Here is a 16,850-nt window from a genome sequence, read left to right as displayed (position 1 = left end):
ACGTGGAACGAACAAAATATTGAATACAAATCCCGACCATAATTCTGTTTTTATTCAGCTTAAAGACCACTCTGTTTCTGGTGAATCTTTTGAGCTAATCCACAACGAAGGAATGTGTCGTTTGGAAACTTCACCGCAACCCTCTCTGGAAAGTCTTCCTAAATATTATCAAAGCGAAGACTACATTTCTCACACGGACGGGAGGCGAAACCTTTTCGAAAAGGTTTACCATCAAATTAAATCCGTAGCGTTAAATCAGAAATTGCGTTTGATTAATTCTTTTAGAACGGAATCAAAAACACTTTTGGATATTGGATGTGGCACAGGTGACTTTCTTCAAATCTGTAAAAAAAACGGCTGGACAATAACCGGAATAGAGCCCGACCAAAACGCAAGGACTTTAGCCAAAACAAAAACGAAAAGCCCAGAAATTTTTCATACTACGGAATTACTTAATCTACCAAAACACAGTTTTGACGTCATTACGCTTTGGCATGTCTTGGAACATTTACCAAACTTAGATAATCATGCAAAAGTGATACAACAGTTGTTAAAACCAAATGGACGAGTGGTCGTAGCTGTTCCAAATTATCAGAGCTATGATGCAAGATATTACAAACAGTTTTGGGCGGCTTATGATGTACCCAGGCATCTTTGGCACTTTTCACAAGAAGGAATTTCAAAATTGTTCCAGCAAGTTGATATAAAAGTCATCAAAACCAAACCCATGTGGTTTGATGCATTTTATGTCAGCCTTCTTTCTGAAAAATATAAAACAGGCAAAATGAATTTCATTAACGGGTTTTGGGTCGGTCTTTGTTCAAATTGGAAGGCCATACGTTCAAAAGAAGCATCGAGCCTCATATATGTGCTTAAAAACATCGAAAACTTAAAATAAGCCGTTTTAAGAGCATTTCTTGTGTTTACAAAGGGAATTTATGGGCGTGACTTTTCAAAAGGCGCTTTAACCCGCCAAAAAGCGCTGATTGTAATAGGTGTTTACAATATAAAATTACAGAATTATTAATTTTCGCTATACAGGTAAATTATATTCATTTAGTCACCTTCTTTTTTACTTTTGCAGTCTTACATTAAAAATGAATCATGAAAAAAATATTTAAAATTTTAGCGCTAGTGCTTTTAGTTTCGTCTTGTCAAGAACCTCAAAAAATCGGATTTATAGATAACGGCGAGGTCATTGAAAAGTTTCAACTAAAAATTGATGTTGAGGCCAAATACAAAGGTATCGATGATAAATTCAAAAAACGTATCGACAGTCTTAGCAAAGATTTTCAATTGGAGACACAGGCTTTTCAGTTGGAATCTCAAAAGATGTCACAAAAGAAAGCACAGCAACGTTATGCCGAATTAGGGCAGAAGCGTCAGATTTTAGAGCAACGTGTGCAAATGGAGCAACAATCTATGACAGGGGCTTTCAATGAAGAAATGGACTCTGTTTTGGTTAAAATGAATAAATTGGTTGGCGACTATGGAAAGGCCAATGGTTACAGTTTTATTCTAGGAAAGAACCAAGCCGGAAGTGTAATATATGGCGAAGAAGCCAAGGATATTACCAAAGAAGTAATTGAAGCGATTAACAAGGACCTTAAAAAGTCTGAATAATCAATTTAAAACGCAACTTATTAAAAGTCAAGCGTTTGCTTGGCTTTTTTTGTGCAACAAACGCGTTAATTTAATCGACAAATCGGTTAGAATTATTTTAGAATTACCGTTACGTTCTATATGGTAAATGGCGTCTTGCAAGGCTTCAGAAATATCCATGATGTTAGAATCATGAACAAAAGGTGCAAACTTTTCAAGTTTAAAATCATCGGATTTTGGTTCTAAATACACTAGGGAATTCGCTTTATAATTCAAAAGCATCGCTTGTCTAAAGTAATCAATGCAAAAATGAAGAAATTGCTTTTGGGTTTCTCGCCCAGTCTTTGCAATTTCTTCCGACCATGAGATTAAGTCGTGAATTGCCGCTTTATTGCCCTTAGCTTTAAATGCGGAACGAATCCAGAAGACAAACCATTTTTCAAACTGAATATCTTCGCTGTCTTGATACACTAAATCGCAAGCCTTATTAAAATTTCCATTAGCTTGAATCGCAATTTTTTGTGCCACACGCGCATCGATATGATATTTGGCCACTAAGGCTTCAGAAATAGCATCTTCAGCTAAGGGTGGAAAATGTAAAATTTGGCAACGTGAGCGAATGGTATTGATAATTTGCTCTTCGTCCTCAGCAATTAATATAAAAACAGTTTTTTCTGGCGGTTCTTCAATCAGCTTTAAAAGCTTGTTGGCAGCTTGAGTATTCATCTTCTCGGCCATCCAAATAATCATCACTTTATGACCACCGTCAAAGGCCTTTAAGGCCAAGGATTTTACGATATCATGCGCCTCATCCACGCCGATTTGCCCTTGCTTATTGTCAACCCCCAAAATACGGTACCAATCAAACAGATTGCCATAAGGCTGTTGGTCTAAAAGCTGTCGCCATTCTTCCAAAAATAAGCTGGAAACAGGATGCTTTTTGACTTTGTCATTTTTAAAGACAGGGAATGCAAAGTGCAAATCGGGATGCGCCAATTTGTTAAACTTTAAATTGCACGCTTCATTACCACCAGTATTTTCAGCATTGGTATTGCCACATAGAATATACTGTGCATAGGCAATGGCCATGGGCAAAGTCCCCGAACCCTCTGGGCCAACAAACAATTGTGCGTGCGGAATACGTCCTGCATCAACGCTTGTTGTAAGATGATGTTTTATATGGTTTTGACCAAGGATGTCCTTAAACAGCATGTGGCAAAACTATGTAAATTTTTTATGCTTTTGAATCTTTATATTTGTTCTTCAAAATAATCCAAATGAAGACTATAAACGACTATAATTTTAAAGATAAAAAAGCCTTAATCCGAGTTGATTTTAATGTGCCCCTAGACGATGATTTCAACGTTACCGATGCGACTAGAATCGAGGCCGCAAAACCTACCATAATTAAAATACTTGAAGATGGTGGGAGCTGTATACTTATGTCGCATTTAGGTAGACCCAAAGGGAAACAAGAGGAATTTTCCCTTAAGCACATCATTAATCAACTCGAAGATTCTATGGGAGTAGAAGTGAAATTTGCTGAAGATTGCGTTGGCGATAACACAGAAGAGAAAGCCGAAAACTTAAAACCAGGGGAAATCCTACTGCTGGAGAACTTAAGATTCTATAATGAAGAAACCGAAGGCAACCGAGATTTTGCAGAGAAACTTTCGCGTTTAGGAGACATTTATGTCAATGATGCCTTCGGAACGGCGCACAGAGCACACGCTTCTACAACTATTGTTGCTGATTTTTTCCCAGAAAACAAGTGTTTCGGATTGATGTTGGCCAAGGAAATAGAAAGCATTAAAAAAGTGATGGAAGATGGCGAATCTCCTGTTTTAGCCGTATTGGGCGGCGCAAAAGTGTCTTCAAAAATTACTGTGATTGAAAATATCCTAGATAAGGTAGACCATCTGATTATTGGTGGTGGAATGACCTTCACGTTTATTAAAGCTATGGGAGGTTTAATCGGTGATTCAATTTGCGAGGATGATAAAATGGAACTCGCTTTGGAGATCTGGGAGAAGGCTAAGAAAAAGAACGTACATATTCATTTGCCAGTTGATGTTGTTGCGGCAGATGCGTTTAGTAACGATGCTAATATGCAGGTTTGCGATGTTCGTCAAATTCCAGATGGCTGGCAAGGCTTGGATGCCGGACCAGAGTCGTTAAAGAATTTTGATGCAGTGGTGCAACAATGCAAAACCATACTTTGGAACGGACCGCTCGGTGTTTTTGAATTAGAGAATTTTTCTGAAGGCACCATCGCACTAGGAGACTCCATTGCCGAGGCGACTAAAAATGGTGCGTTTTCACTCGTTGGGGGAGGCGATTCCGTTGCAGCTGTAAAACAATTTGGATTTGAAGATAAAGTAAGTTATGTTAGTACAGGAGGAGGCGCCATGCTAGAAAGCTTAGAAGGAAAGACCCTGCCAGGTATCGCGGCGATTATGCAATAACATACGATGACGCTTTCAAAAGCGTTTTTATAATGATATCCTATTTATAATGAAATTGAAATTCACCATTTTAATGCTGTCTATTTTAAATCTGAGTTGGTCTCAGGTTGCGAAAGACAGTACGTCTAACAAAGTTGTGGTTGACACGATTATTGATGGGCAAAAAATGGTAAAAGCCAATATTAAACCAGAGCAGGTCGATAGCCTCATCATCCGTTCGTTTGAAGACATGGAATTGGCGGCAAAAATTGATGAAAAATGGCTGACAGAATTGTATAGCGGTTCCTTGTACGACACCATTTACAAGTCAGTGACAGAGCTCAAATACACACCGGTAGATTATTCAGAGTTACCCACAGATACCTTAAAGGCACGCTTAAAACGGCTTAATGCACGTACACCTTTCAATGTAGAATATAATCCGTCTTTAGAAAGTGTTATCAAGAATTATTTAAAAAACAGGCGCTCCTCCATGGAACGCTTAATGGGTTTGAGTCACTACTATTTTCCCATGTTTGAGCGAGAATTAGACAACTACAACATCCCTCTTGAGATAAAATACCTTGCCATTGTGGAGTCAGCATTAAAACCAAGAGCGCGTTCTAGGGTAGGCGCCACTGGACTTTGGCAGTTTATGTTTGCTACAGGAAAGCAATTTGGTTTAGACGTAAGTAGCTATGTGGACGAACGTCGTGACCCCATTAAATCCACGGAAGCGGCGGCGAAATATTTGGCAAGTTTATATCGCATTTTTGGGGATTGGGACTTGGCTTTGGCAGCCTATAATTCTGGTCCGGGCAACGTCAATAAAGCTATAAGACGTTCAGGTGGTTATAAAAATTACTGGAATATTAGAGCTAATTTACCTCGTGAAACCGCGGGATATGTACCAGCGTTTTTGGCCACGATGTATATTTTTGAATTTGCCGAAGAACACGGTTTTAAACCCGAGCGACCAAAATATCAATATGTGGAAACCGATACGGTAAGGGTAAAGCAGATGATTACTCTAGACCAAGTAGCCGAAGTGACCGACCTTAAAATTGAGGAACTACAATATCTTAATCCTTCGTATAAATTGGATATTATCCCGGTAGTAGAAGGTGAAAACTACACGTTAAGACTACCGCGTTACGCCATTGGTCGTTTTGTCAACAACGAAAAAGAGATTTACGCTTTCGCGAAAGCTGAATTGGATAAACGCGAAAAACCCTTGCCTCAGCTCATTGAAAATGACAGTAAAATTAGATACAGTGTTAGAAGCGGTGACTATTTGGGGAAGATTGCAAGAAAATATGGTGTTCGTGTGAGTAATATTAAACGTTGGAATGGTTTACGAAGCAATAACCTCAAGATAGGACAACGTCTTACCATCTATCCAAGAAACCCTGTGGCTTCTGCGAGCGCTTCAAACAAAACAACAAAAACGGTAGTCAACACCGAAGGCAAAAAAACCTACACCGTTTCTAAAGGCGATTCGCTATGGAGTATTGCGCAAAAATTTTCGGGTGTTTCTGTTCAGAATATTAAAGATTGGAACGATATTAGCAGTAACAAGCTAAAAATTGGTATGAAACTAATCGTTTCAAAATAATAAAAAACCACCTTTTTAAAATGAAATATCTATTTTCTTTATTCTGTCTTTGCCTTATTTTATCATCTTGTGAGGGCACCAAGGACAATCAAAAATACCTTTCAGCTTCAAACGGAAACCTTAACAATGTGTCGGTCGTTGCCGATAATTTATTGTGGAATGACCGTGTAGGTGAGGGTATTCGTGAGGTGTTGACAGCTCCCGTTTTAGGTTTGCCTCAAGATGAACCACAATTCAATTTACGTCAAATCCCAACACAGGTATTTACAGGATTTGCAAGACGAAGCCGATTGGTTTTAAAGGTTGAAAAAACTGATTCATCTGGCGTTGCCATTTACAGAGATGTGTATGCTAAGCCTCAAACCGTTGTCGAAGTAAAAGGCAAAACTGACCAAGATATCATTGACCAATTGAATGAGAATTCAGCTAGAATCATTGACGCTTTCAAAAAAGAAGAGGTCAAAGAGAAATTAAGACGCATCAATAAATCCTTATTGAAAGACGAGGAAATGGAGTCTGCACTTGGTTTTACCATTGATATTCCTTCGGCCTACAGAATCGCCATTAACGACGACAAGTTTTTCTGGGTGCGTAAAAACCTCAGCAGTAATGAAAACATGGCGCTAATGTTTTATGAAGTGCCACTAGAGCGTATCAGCATGGGCGATAGCACTATTGTTGATGTTGTAACCTTAAGGGACGAGATATCAGCAACAAAAATTCCAGGAGAAGATGGTATCGTCATGACAACACAACAAGATTATGCGCCCTCGCAATTTAAAACCAGCATTGATAACAAAGAAACCATTGAAACTCGTGGTATGTGGCGTATCGAAGGCGCTTATATGGCGGGCCCATTTGTAAACTACGCTATTAAAGACGAAGTCAACAAGCGTTGGCTTGTCGCTGAAGGTTATGTTTATGCACCACGACTAGACAAACGAAAATATATTTTTGAATTGGAGGCCATTATAAGGTCCATTAATATAAAGTAAACAAAAAGCCTCGCATTGCGAGGCTTTTTTATGGGTTTGAGAACTGGTTTTTAGTTCTTTTCTTTTTCAGAATTTTCGTCTTTTGAAGCATCTTTAAATTCCTTTAATCCGCTACCAAGACCTCTCATAAGTTCAGGGATTTTACGACCTCCGAACAATAATAACACTACCACAGCAATCAACACTACCTGTGGCCATCCAATCCATAAAGGAATTGTACTTAAAATCATAACATTAGGTTTAGAGGGCAAATTTAGTAATTAAACTTAAATAATTGCGTTCTAGAGGCAACTTTAGGCTTTACTCACATTAAATATTGTGTCTCTGTACCGAAGTGTCGGGATGGATTCTGTTTCTACATGTAATATTATGGATTATCACTTTCGTGTTAAGCATCAGAGCAGAATTTTTATTTAAATTTGTTCGACATGGCAGAACAGAAAAAAAAGAAAAAGAGAATTGCTAAGAAATTACTGCACAAGTACCGCTTGGTCATTCTCAATGAAGACACTTTTGAAGAACGCTTTACAATTAAATTAACGCGCCTCAACGTATTTGTTTTGACCTCCCTGACTTCAATTTTCCTGATTGTTGGCACTATTTTTCTAATTGCCTTTACGCCTTTGCGAGAATATATTCCTGGTTATTCTTCAACAGCTTTGAAGAAGAAGGCGACTGAGTTGAATTACAAAACGGATTCACTACAGCAGGAAATTTTAGTTAATGAACGCTACTATGCCTCGATTAGAAAAGTGTTGACAGGTGATGTTTCAGAAATTGAATTAAATCGAGATTCTATTGCAAACGCATCAAGGAATGAAGGCGATTTAGATGATATTGTTCCTAACGAACAGGACTCCCTTTTACGCGAAAAAGTCAGCAAAGAAGATAAGTATAACCTATTTGCGTCGGAAAATGACCTGTCAAGTTTTGTTTTGTTTCCACCTGTCAATGGTATTATTTCTGAAGGCTACAGCATTAAAGACAAGCACTACGCCGTAGACGTGGTTTTGGCAGAAGAAACTCCCGTGAAAGCTACTGCTGACGGAACCGTAATTTTTGCCGAGTGGACTTTAGAAACAGGCTTTGTGGTGATTTTAGAACATGCCAATGAGCTGATTTCGGTATACAAACACAACGGTGCCATCACCAAAAGCCAAGGCGATTTAGTAAAAGCTGGAGAAGTCATTGCCTTATCCGGCAATACCGGTGAACTTACCACTGGGCCACATCTTCATTTTGAATTATGGAGTAAGGGCTACCCCGTTAATCCAACCAATTTTATAGACTTTCAATAATGCCATCACTTAAAGCGTTACTCGCAAAACCCTTTGCTAAATATGTCGCATGGCAGACGAGACAATGGGCGTCTAAACCCGAAGAGACTCAACAAAAAGTCTTGGAGGAATTAATCGAAGGCGCGAAGGATACCGTATTCGGAAAAGACCATAAGTTTGAAGCTATAAAAACCCACGCAGACTTTGTCAGGGCTGTCCCCATAAGGGATTACGAAGGTTTGAAACCTTATGTAGACAGAGTTGTTGAAGGTGAGTCGGACATACTCTGGAAAGGCAAACCACTCTACTTCGCAAAGACTTCAGGGACAACTTCGGGTTCAAAATACATCCCAATTACTAAGGAAAGCATGCCGAGCCATATTGCCTCTGCTCGGAATGCTATTTTGCATTATATCGCTGAAACTGGTAACACTAGATTTGTAGACGGCAAAATGATTTTTCTACAAGGCAGTCCTATTCTAAAGGCGAAAAATGGCGTTCAGTTAGGACGATTATCTGGAATTGTAGCGCACTACGTACCCAACTATCTTTTAAAGAATCGGTTACCGAGCTATGAAACCAATTGTATCGAAGATTGGGAAACCAAAGTGGATGCGATTGTTGAAGAAACGCTTCCTGAAAATATGACCGTAATTTCGGGGATACCGTCATGGGTTCAAATGTATTTTGAACGCTTAATGGCAAAAACCGGAAAGAAGGTCGGTGACATATTCAAGAATTTTGATTTGTTCATTTTTGGAGGTGTGAACTATGAACCTTATCGTGCTAAGTTTGAAGACATGATAGGCCGAAAGGTAGACAGCATAGAACTCTATCCTGCTAGCGAAGGCTTCTTTGCCTACCAAGACAAACAAAGTGAAAAAGGGATGTTGCTTCAGTTAAATTCCGGAATGTTTTTCGAGTTTATTGAAGGCGATTCGTTTTTTGAAGACGACCCAAAGCGCCTAACGGTTGGCGAGGTAAAACTTGGCGTTAACTATGTGTTATTGGTGTCTAGCAACGCAGGCTTATGGGCCTATAATGTTGGAGACACCATTCAGTTTACAAGCCTTAAACCGTATCGTGTCATTGTTTCTGGTCGAATTAAACATTTTATTTCAGCTTTTGGTGAGCATGTTATCGGTAAAGAGGTGGAGCAGGCGATGTCTGATGCCTGTGAGAGGACAAACGCGACAATTGTGGAATTTACGGTGGCACCTCAGATTAATCCAGTTTCAGGTTTACCGTATCACGAATGGATTGTGGAGTTTGGACAAGCACCTTCAGACAGTGCGGAATTTTCAAGGTTAATTGATGAGTCGCTTCAGGCTCAAAATACGTACTATAAAGATTTGATTGTTGGGAAAGTGCTTCAACCATTGAAAGTAACTGAAGTGAAGCAGGATGCCTTTAAACTATACATGAAATCTATTGGAAAATTGGGCGGGCAGAACAAGTTACCGAGATTGGCCAATGACCGTAAGATTGTAGATGTACTTTTGGAAAACGATTAGACAAATAGTCCTATATTTGCAGGTTAAATAATTTGAATGAGGAAGATACGAAGACACGAGAGAACGCGAGCACAGGAAAGCTCTAATGCCATTGAGCGCATGTATGTGACCATGCGCCATTTGTTTAACCGGGGATTTTACAAACCAATGGGCGTTTCGGGTGAAACTCTTAGGGAAGCCTTATTATTATTACGACCAGAAATTTACGGCTCCATTGCCGATGAAAAAGCCGAATTGGAAGGGCTTTTATATGTTATAGACCGCTTACCACAAGGCATTGAGGAGTGTAGTTTTATCAATTTAACGAGTGATGAGGGTTATGGAAATTCGCACTTTAAAGCTATAATTCCTCCAAAACGACGCCGTAATTGCTACCGTATTGACGAGGAGCAAATGAATATTGAAATTACGCGAGGCCGTTCAGAAATTTATGACATTCTTACGCACTTAACTTTCTTGTTTGTAGAGTCGCACAAAATAAGCAAACGTGTTTTGATTGATGAGCAGGGTTCTACAATACGAGATTGGGTAAAGCTTGAGCAAGCGATAAAATCCAACAAAAAGCTATCCCAAAAAGAACGTGAAATTGCCATAACGCATACGGCGAATATTCTGGGCCGAACCTTTAATGAACTCTCTGAAGTCTACGAGCAGTTTTCTACGGACACACAGCCCGAACGTTTACTGAATATTGTCTACTGGCTGGGCAAATTAGCTATTGACGAAACCATTAAAAACAGAAAGCGTACGGTGACGTTTAGCCCTGTGTTGCGTGAGCGCTTGGGGCATCACATTCATGGTGAGATTTGGGCTGACCATATTAAATCCGTTCTTCATGAGAAAGGCCTATTAGAGCGCCCCATCCATATCATTAGTGCTAACATGCACAGTGTGATGAACTCTTTATTTGCAAAGCAAAGTCTTAAAACGGCTTCGGGGAAGAAAGATATTTATGAGGTGTTTCAAGAGTTAAGTCAGGCTAAGAATTCAGCGCAACGTGCCAAAGTAGAAAAGCAGGCGTTACAGTATGGCATGATTAGTATTGAGGATACATCGGGTACAAATATTGATGTTCAGATTTTTGATACTGATAAAATCGACTTTTCAAAAACAGATTTTAGCTATCCTGAGGATGACAAAAACAACAAAGCGGTTATATTTGTCATGGATTATGCGTTTGGTGAGCAAGCTTACGAAACCATGGACGAGCTGTTAAAGCCCGTTAGCGTGAATGGACAGAAAGTGCATTTAGATGTAAAGTCTATTTCCATCATGGGAAAAGCAGGGATTTTACAAGGCGGGAAAGGAGATGTAATGATTCCTTCGGCCCATATTTTTGAAGGGACAGCAGACAACTATCCGTTTAAAAATGAATTGTCTAAAGACGATTTGGTAGACTGCGACGTTGATGTGTATGAAGGCTCTATGATTACAGTTTTGGGAACCTCATTACAGAACAAGGAAATTTTGAAGTTTTTCAAAAAATCTACATGGAACGTTATAGGCCTTGAAATGGAAGGGGCGCACTATCAAAAAGCGATACAGGCCGCTGCGAGAGTGCGAGGCAGTATCAATGAAGATGTAAAAGTGAGGTATGCGTATTATGCCAGTGATAACCCGTTAGAAACCGGAAGCACATTGGCTTCAGGCGGATTGGGAACATCGGGTGTACGACCAACGTATGTGATTACAAACAAAATATTAGAACAGATATTTAACGATTAAGACATGAGTGAAAATTTAAAGCCAGCGCCTCAAAATGAAGAGGTAGACTTAGGGCAACTATTTAAGATGATTGGCAATGCCTTTCAGAAGTTTTTTGATTTTATAGCTTCGATTTTTAAGGGGTTGTTCCATGTGTTGATGTTGATATTGGCGCATTTGTTTAAAAATGTTAAATGGTATGCGGTAGCTGTTGTTTTGGGGTTGGTTGTTGGTTATTTTTTAGACAAAACCTCAGAAAAACTTTACGGAGCTAATATGTATATTGAGACTAACTTAGGATCTGCTTATCAGGTTTACGAAAATATTCAAAATCTAAATCAGCTAGCTAGTATAGAAAACGATTCTATACGTATCGCAGAACTTTTGGGGCTGGAGGTTTCCGAAGCAGCAAAATTAAAAGAGTTTCATATTAGCCCAGTAATTGATCCAAACAGAAGCATTAAACAGTTTTCCGAATTTTATAATGGTTTGGACTCTTTGACCAAAACAACCACCACCTATGAATCATACATGGAATCATTAAATGTATATAGCTTTAAAATCCATAAAATAGGTGTTGCTTCTACGGACAATCTCATTTATGAAAAATTAAATAAAAACTTTGATTCGGTTATTTCAAAGAACGCATACTTGGATTCACTGCTTATGATAAGTCAGAAAAATCTTGAAAGAAATGAGCGAACATTAATTCAGCAGGAGAAAGTATTGGATTCTGTTATAAATACGTATCTAAAAATTAGAGTTAGAGAATCAGAAAAGACAGCGCTACCAAATTCCGGAACAAGTATATACATGGCTGATGCACAGGGATCAAAACTACTGGTTAATGAAGCTCCTCTTTTGAAAGAAAAATTGGAACTTAACGAGCAGATCCGTTCTGTAAACTATACTAGAGTTAGAGATAAGGATGTGATTTCTGTGATCTCGGATTTTCCTACAGCTGGATATGATATACAGGAGTGGTATCAAAAGAAAAAAATCATCTTACCTATCATAAGTTTAGTATTCACAATTCTGTTTTTTAGTCTTGTAAGCCTTAACAAATACGTAAAAAGCTATAGTTCTCGTACCTATCTAAGGCCGTAGCGGAATTTTAACTCGAGCTTGACTTAAACTTATTTTTGGTTGAGAGACAGGGACAGAAATGCTATGCGATTTTTGCCTCTTTAACATGGTTAAGGACACATATTTAATTCTAGTTAAGTGAAAAGAAAAATTCTCATCATGGGAGGCGGTGGTCAGCTCGGCTTATCAATACAATCCGTAGCATATAAATACACGGATTTAAGGCTAAAATACACTAACTCCCAAGAGCTTGACATCACGGATAAAGAGAAATTAGAGCAATATTTTAAGCATCATGATTTTGAGTATTGTGTTAACTGCGCCGCTTATACCGCGGTAGATCAGGCTGAAACTGAAATTGAGCTTGCACAGCGCATTAATAGTTTAGGCCCGTCTTTTCTTGCAGAGCTCTGTGCCAAGTACAACGTAATATTGGTTCATATTTCTACCGATTTTGTGTTTGATGGCAACTCAGAAAGACCTTACAAAGAAACAGATGGAACAAACCCTCTAAATAGTTATGGACAATCCAAGCTAGATGGCGAGAAAGCCATCACAGCCATTTTGAAGAACCATTTTATCATCAGAACCTCTTGGCTATATTCTGAATTCAATCAGAACTTTTTTAAAACCATGATGAAACATGGTTCTGTAAAAGAAGAATTGTCCGTTGTTAATGACCAGTTTGGAAGTCCGACCTACGCCCCAGATTTGGCTCATGTCATTTTAAAGATTATTCAATCCAAGAGCAAGACTTTTGGGTTATATCATTTTAGTAATAAGGGAGGAATAAGTTGGTTTCAGTTTGCAAAAAGTATATTCGAATATTCAGGGTTAAGGACCAAAGTAAACCCTATTTCCATCTCGGACTACCAGACCCGAGCAAAACGACCTAAATACAGCGTCATGGACACCTCAAAGATTGAAAAAGCTTTCAATCTTAAAACTCCGGAATATAAAAGCAGTCTTAGAAAAGCGGTGGAGCGCCTTCAGGATTTAAATTATCAAATAGCTATTAAAGCATCAATCAAGGCAGGAAAGACCATAATGGATGTCTACGATGGAGAGTTTGGGGTAGAGCTGAAAGCAGACGACTCCCCTTTGACTCTTGCGGATAGAAACGCTAATGAGGTCATCAACGCTTTTCTTAAAACTACACCATTTCCCATTATTAGCGAAGAAAACAAACAAATTGAGTACACCGTCAGAAAAAAATGGTCTTGTTATTGGTTGGTGGATCCGTTGGATGGCACTAAGGAATTCGTAAAGCGCAACGGAGAATTTACCGTCAATATCGCTCTAATAAAGTACGGCAAGCCACAATTCGGTGTTATTTATGTTCCTGTTACCAAAACGTTTTATGTCGCTGATGTTTCCGAGAATAGAGCATACAAGCATCAATTGATAACTCATCAAATGCCTTCAAACTTATTTGAAGAGAACTCCCGTTTAACCAGAAAGAGCAATGAAAGTGACCGAATCAGGGTTGTTGGAAGTCGTTCTCATATGAATGAGGAAACAACAGCATTTATTCGTGATCTTGAAGCCAACAACCACAACGTAGAAATCGTCTCAAAGGGAAGTTCATTAAAATTCTGTATTATAGCCGAAGGCCTGGCGGATGTCTACCCAAGATTTGGACCGACGATGGAGTGGGATACTGGTGCGGGCCAAGCCCTTTGCGAAGCCATGGGTGCTTCGGTCATATCTTCAGAAACCAATAAGCCATTAGGCTATAACAAGGAGAATTTACTAAACCCTTACTTCAAGGTTTCTTTCTAAAATTGGACAAAGAATAGTTATTTTTGTGCCAACAGAACAATCATGTCCTTGAGCACCCATATCACAAAACATCGCTTTAAGATTTCGAAAAAAGATCGTAACAGGCTTAACAGTCACAAGTCTTTATTAATTTGGTTTACGGGACTTTCGGGATCTGGTAAATCTACCTTGGCTGATACGTTAGAAAAGGAGCTGATGGATAGCGAGATTAGAACTTACATTTTGGACGGTGATAATGTGCGTACGGGACTAAATAAAGACCTGGGTTTTTCTCCCGAACACCGTACGGAGAACATTCGGCGTATTGCCGAAATAGCTAAGCTCATGACAGATGCAGGCCTTGTGGTATTATCTGCGTTTGTGTCTCCGTATCGTGAAGATCGGGCTTCTGTAAAACGAATTATTGGTGAACAAAATTTCATCGAAGTTTTTGTAGACACCAGCCTTGAGGAATGTGAAAAACGCGATGTCAAGGGGCTTTATAAAAAGGCCCGAAAAGGTGAAATTACCAATATGACTGGTATAGGTGCGCCTTATGAGGCGCCAGAAAACGCTGACGTAGTTATTAAAACGGAAGAAACATCTATTGATGATGCAGTTCGCCAACTATTGGCTGTAGTTCTGCCGAAAATTGAATTAAAAAATGAGTAAGTATTATTTAAATTATATCGATGAGTTAGAAAGCGAAGCCATCTTTGTGCTTCGCGAAGTTTGGGCTCAGTTTCAGAATCCGGTAATCTTGTTCTCAGGAGGAAAGGATTCAATTGTGGTGACTCACTTGGCTAGAAAAGCTTTTTATCCAGCTAAGATTCCATTCTCACTAATGCATGTAGATACAGGACACAATTTTCCCGAGACAATTCAGTTTAGAGACCAATTGATAAAAGACTTTGGGGTTAATTTGATTGTTGGTTCCGTTCAAAAAGCTATTGATGACGGAAGGGTTGCTGAGGAAAGAGGTAAGAATGCGACACGAAACACCCTTCAAATCACAACGTTATTGGATGCTATTGAAGAGCATCATATTGATTGTGCCATTGGCGGTGGCCGACGAGATGAAGAAAAAGCGAGAGCTAAAGAGCGATTCTTTTCCCACCGTGACGATTTTGGTCAATGGGACCCCAAAAACCAGCGGCCTGAACTTTGGAATATTTTTAACGGCAAATATTTTGAAGGCGAACACTTTAGGGTTTTCCCGATAAGTAACTGGACCGAAATGGATGTCTGGAATTACATAAAACGAGAGCAGATTGAAATTCCATCACTCTATTATGCCCATGCAAGAGAAGTAGTGTGGCGCAATAATTCATGGATTCCAAATTCAGAGTTTTTGAAGATTGATTCCAACGAAAAAATAGAAACCAAAACCATAAGATTCAGAACTTTGGGCGACATTACAATTACGGGCGGCATTGAATCCTCTGCAGACACATTGGAAAAAATTGTAGCAGAGGTAGCGGCCATGCGTCATACCGAACGTGGCAACCGAGCAGATGATAAACGCTCAGAAACAGCTATGGAAGACCGAAAAAAACAAGGCTATTTTTAACCGATGGAGAGCATGAAACAACAAGGTCAGTTATTGAGATTTACAACCGCGGGTAGCGTGGACGACGGAAAAAGCACCCTAATAGGAAGGTTACTATACGATTCAAAATCTATTTTTGAAGACCAATTAGATGCTGTTGCAAATACAAGCCGAAAGAAAGGGCACGATGGTATTGATTTGGCTCTTTTTACCGATGGTCTCAGGGACGAGAGAGAACAGGGTATCACTATAGATGTAGCATACAGATATTTCACCACACTAAAACGCAAATTTATCATTGCCGATACGCCTGGCCATATTGAATACACTAGAAATATGGTTACTGGAGCTTCCACTGCAAACGTAGCCATTATCTTGGTAGACGCTAGGCATGGTGTAATTGAGCAGACCAAGAGACATGCTTTTATTGCCTCCCTCTTGCAGATACCACATATTATTGTTTGCGTTAACAAAATGGATTTGGTTGAATACAAAGAAGATGCATACAATAGGGTGATGTACCAGTTTGAAGAATTCTCTTCAAAATTATTGGTTAGGGACATCCGTTTCATTCCCATTAGCGCCTTAAAAGGAGATAATGTGGTGAATCGGTTTGAGAATATGTCTTGGTATCAAGGAGCTCCATTATTACATACTTTAGAAACCCTGCACATCAGTAGCGATATTAATAAAATTGACGCAAGATTCCCGGTACAAACCGTTATTAGGCCACAGTCCGAATCCCATAGAGATTATAGAGGTTATGCAGGGAGGGTCGCTAGTGGCGTATTTAGGGTCGGTGACGAGGTAACCGCTTTACCCTCAGGCTTTACCTCAACGATAAAAAGTTTAGACACATTTAATGGGTCTTTGGAGGAGGCCTATGCACCAATGTCTATTAGCATGACCCTAACAGATGATATCGATATCAGCAGGGGCAATATGATAGTAAGAAGCAACAACCAACCCCAAGCCTCACAAGACATTGAAGCTATGATTTGTTGGCTAAGTAGAGATGAAGCCAAGCCGAGAACAAAGTATATTCTAAAACATACTTCTAATGAAGAGAGTGCAATGGTCAAGGAAATTATCTACAAAATCGACATTGAAACATTAGCTCGAAAAAATGAAGATAAAACCTTAAAAATAAACGATATTTGCAAAATTAAAATCAGGACGACCAAGCCATTAATGATTGACAGTTATAGGGAAAACCGAACAACAGGGTCCTTCATATTAGTAGACAGCAACACCAATGAAACGGTTGCAGCTGGGATGGTAGTTAGTTGATTTAATTTTTTTA

The 16,850-nt window shown here is 39.2% G+C and carries 15 protein-coding genes; 13 read left to right on the top strand and 2 right to left on the bottom strand.

The window, feature by feature from the left end; all coding sequences use genetic code 11:
• The first annotated feature begins 19 nt into the window (after positions 1-19).
• Positions 20-898, top strand: a complete 879-nt coding sequence (locus ACFOSX_RS03065) for a class I SAM-dependent methyltransferase (RefSeq protein WP_386096899.1) — start codon at positions 20-22, stop codon at positions 896-898.
• Between the two features lie 206 nt (positions 899-1,104).
• Positions 1,105-1,623: an OmpH family outer membrane protein gene (locus ACFOSX_RS03060; RefSeq protein ID WP_386096897.1), complete on the top strand. Its 519-nt coding sequence runs from the start codon at positions 1,105-1,107 to the stop codon at positions 1,621-1,623.
• A 27-nt stretch (positions 1,624-1,650) separates the two neighbouring features.
• On the opposite strand, the gene ACFOSX_RS03055 is transcribed toward ACFOSX_RS03060, so the two are convergent.
• The gene (locus ACFOSX_RS03055) at positions 1,651-2,814 is read right to left on the bottom strand and encodes a DNA polymerase III subunit (RefSeq protein WP_386096895.1); all 1,164 of its coding nucleotides are present in this window, start codon (positions 2,812-2,814) and stop codon (positions 1,651-1,653) included.
• Positions 2,815-2,879: 65 nt separating this feature from the next.
• Between ACFOSX_RS03055 and ACFOSX_RS03050 the strand changes: the two genes are divergently transcribed.
• From ACFOSX_RS03050 to ACFOSX_RS03040, 3 genes are read left to right on the top strand one after another with little or no spacing between them, the layout of a single operon-like run.
• The gene (locus ACFOSX_RS03050) at positions 2,880-4,067 is read left to right on the top strand and encodes a phosphoglycerate kinase (protein ID WP_386096893.1); all 1,188 of its coding nucleotides are present in this window, start codon (positions 2,880-2,882) and stop codon (positions 4,065-4,067) included.
• Positions 4,068-4,116: 49 nt separating this feature from the next.
• A complete protein-coding gene (locus tag ACFOSX_RS03045) occupies positions 4,117-5,661 on the top strand; it encodes a LysM peptidoglycan-binding domain-containing protein (RefSeq protein WP_386096891.1) in 1,545 nt (514 codons plus the stop codon).
• Positions 5,662-5,681: 20 nt separating this feature from the next.
• Positions 5,682-6,656, top strand: a complete 975-nt coding sequence (locus tag ACFOSX_RS03040) for a DUF4837 family protein (RefSeq protein WP_386096889.1) — start codon at positions 5,682-5,684, stop codon at positions 6,654-6,656.
• A gap of 50 nt (positions 6,657-6,706) precedes the next feature.
• On the opposite strand, the gene tatA is transcribed toward ACFOSX_RS03040, so the two are convergent.
• The gene (gene tatA / locus ACFOSX_RS03035; RefSeq protein WP_386096887.1) at positions 6,707-6,886 is read right to left on the bottom strand and encodes a twin-arginine translocase TatA/TatE family subunit; all 180 of its coding nucleotides are present in this window, start codon (positions 6,884-6,886) and stop codon (positions 6,707-6,709) included.
• Between the two features lie 198 nt (positions 6,887-7,084).
• Here tatA and ACFOSX_RS03030 point away from each other — a divergent pair, with 198 nt between their 5' ends.
• The 8 genes from ACFOSX_RS03030 (at position 7,085) to ACFOSX_RS02995 (ending at position 16,837) form a co-directional block, all read left to right on the top strand.
• Positions 7,085-7,954 carry a M23 family metallopeptidase gene (locus ACFOSX_RS03030; RefSeq protein ID WP_386096885.1) on the top strand — a complete coding sequence of 290 codons (870 nt, stop codon included), beginning with the start codon at positions 7,085-7,087 and terminating at the stop codon, positions 7,952-7,954.
• Positions 7,954-9,447, top strand: coding sequence for a GH3 auxin-responsive promoter family protein (locus ACFOSX_RS03025; RefSeq protein WP_386096884.1), 1,494 nt, complete (start codon positions 7,954-7,956; stop codon positions 9,445-9,447). The genes ACFOSX_RS03030 and ACFOSX_RS03025 overlap by 1 nt, the downstream gene beginning before the upstream one ends.
• Before the next feature lie 36 nt (positions 9,448-9,483).
• Positions 9,484-11,172 carry a DUF6909 family protein gene (locus ACFOSX_RS03020; protein ID WP_386096882.1) on the top strand — a complete coding sequence of 563 codons (1,689 nt, stop codon included), beginning with the start codon at positions 9,484-9,486 and terminating at the stop codon, positions 11,170-11,172.
• Positions 11,173-11,175: 3 nt separating this feature from the next.
• Positions 11,176-12,258 (top strand): hypothetical protein, encoded by a 1,083-nt coding sequence (locus ACFOSX_RS03015; RefSeq protein WP_386096880.1) that lies wholly within the window; start codon positions 11,176-11,178, stop codon positions 12,256-12,258.
• 117 nt (positions 12,259-12,375) lie between these two features.
• Positions 12,376-14,019, top strand: coding sequence for a dTDP-4-dehydrorhamnose reductase (gene rfbD, locus ACFOSX_RS03010; protein WP_386096878.1), 1,644 nt, complete (start codon positions 12,376-12,378; stop codon positions 14,017-14,019).
• Between the two features lie 42 nt (positions 14,020-14,061).
• Positions 14,062-14,670 carry an adenylyl-sulfate kinase gene (cysC, locus tag ACFOSX_RS03005; protein WP_386096876.1) on the top strand — a complete coding sequence of 203 codons (609 nt, stop codon included), beginning with the start codon at positions 14,062-14,064 and terminating at the stop codon, positions 14,668-14,670.
• The gene (cysD, locus tag ACFOSX_RS03000) at positions 14,663-15,568 is read left to right on the top strand and encodes a sulfate adenylyltransferase subunit CysD (RefSeq protein ID WP_386096874.1); all 906 of its coding nucleotides are present in this window, start codon (positions 14,663-14,665) and stop codon (positions 15,566-15,568) included. Before cysC ends, cysD begins: the two co-directional genes overlap by 8 nt.
• Before the next feature lie 12 nt (positions 15,569-15,580).
• On the top strand, positions 15,581-16,837 hold the full coding sequence (locus tag ACFOSX_RS02995) for a sulfate adenylyltransferase subunit 1 (protein WP_386096872.1): 1,257 nt from the start codon (positions 15,581-15,583) through the stop codon (positions 16,835-16,837).
• The last annotated feature ends 13 nt before the right edge of the window (positions 16,838-16,850 follow it).

It is taken from the genome of Winogradskyella maritima, assembly GCF_042650215.1.
GTDB classification, from domain to species: Bacteria; Bacteroidota; Bacteroidia; order Flavobacteriales; family Flavobacteriaceae; genus Winogradskyella; species Winogradskyella maritima.
The sequence above is the reverse complement of the archived record's forward strand: the minus strand, read 5'-3'. Positions and strand labels throughout refer to the sequence as shown.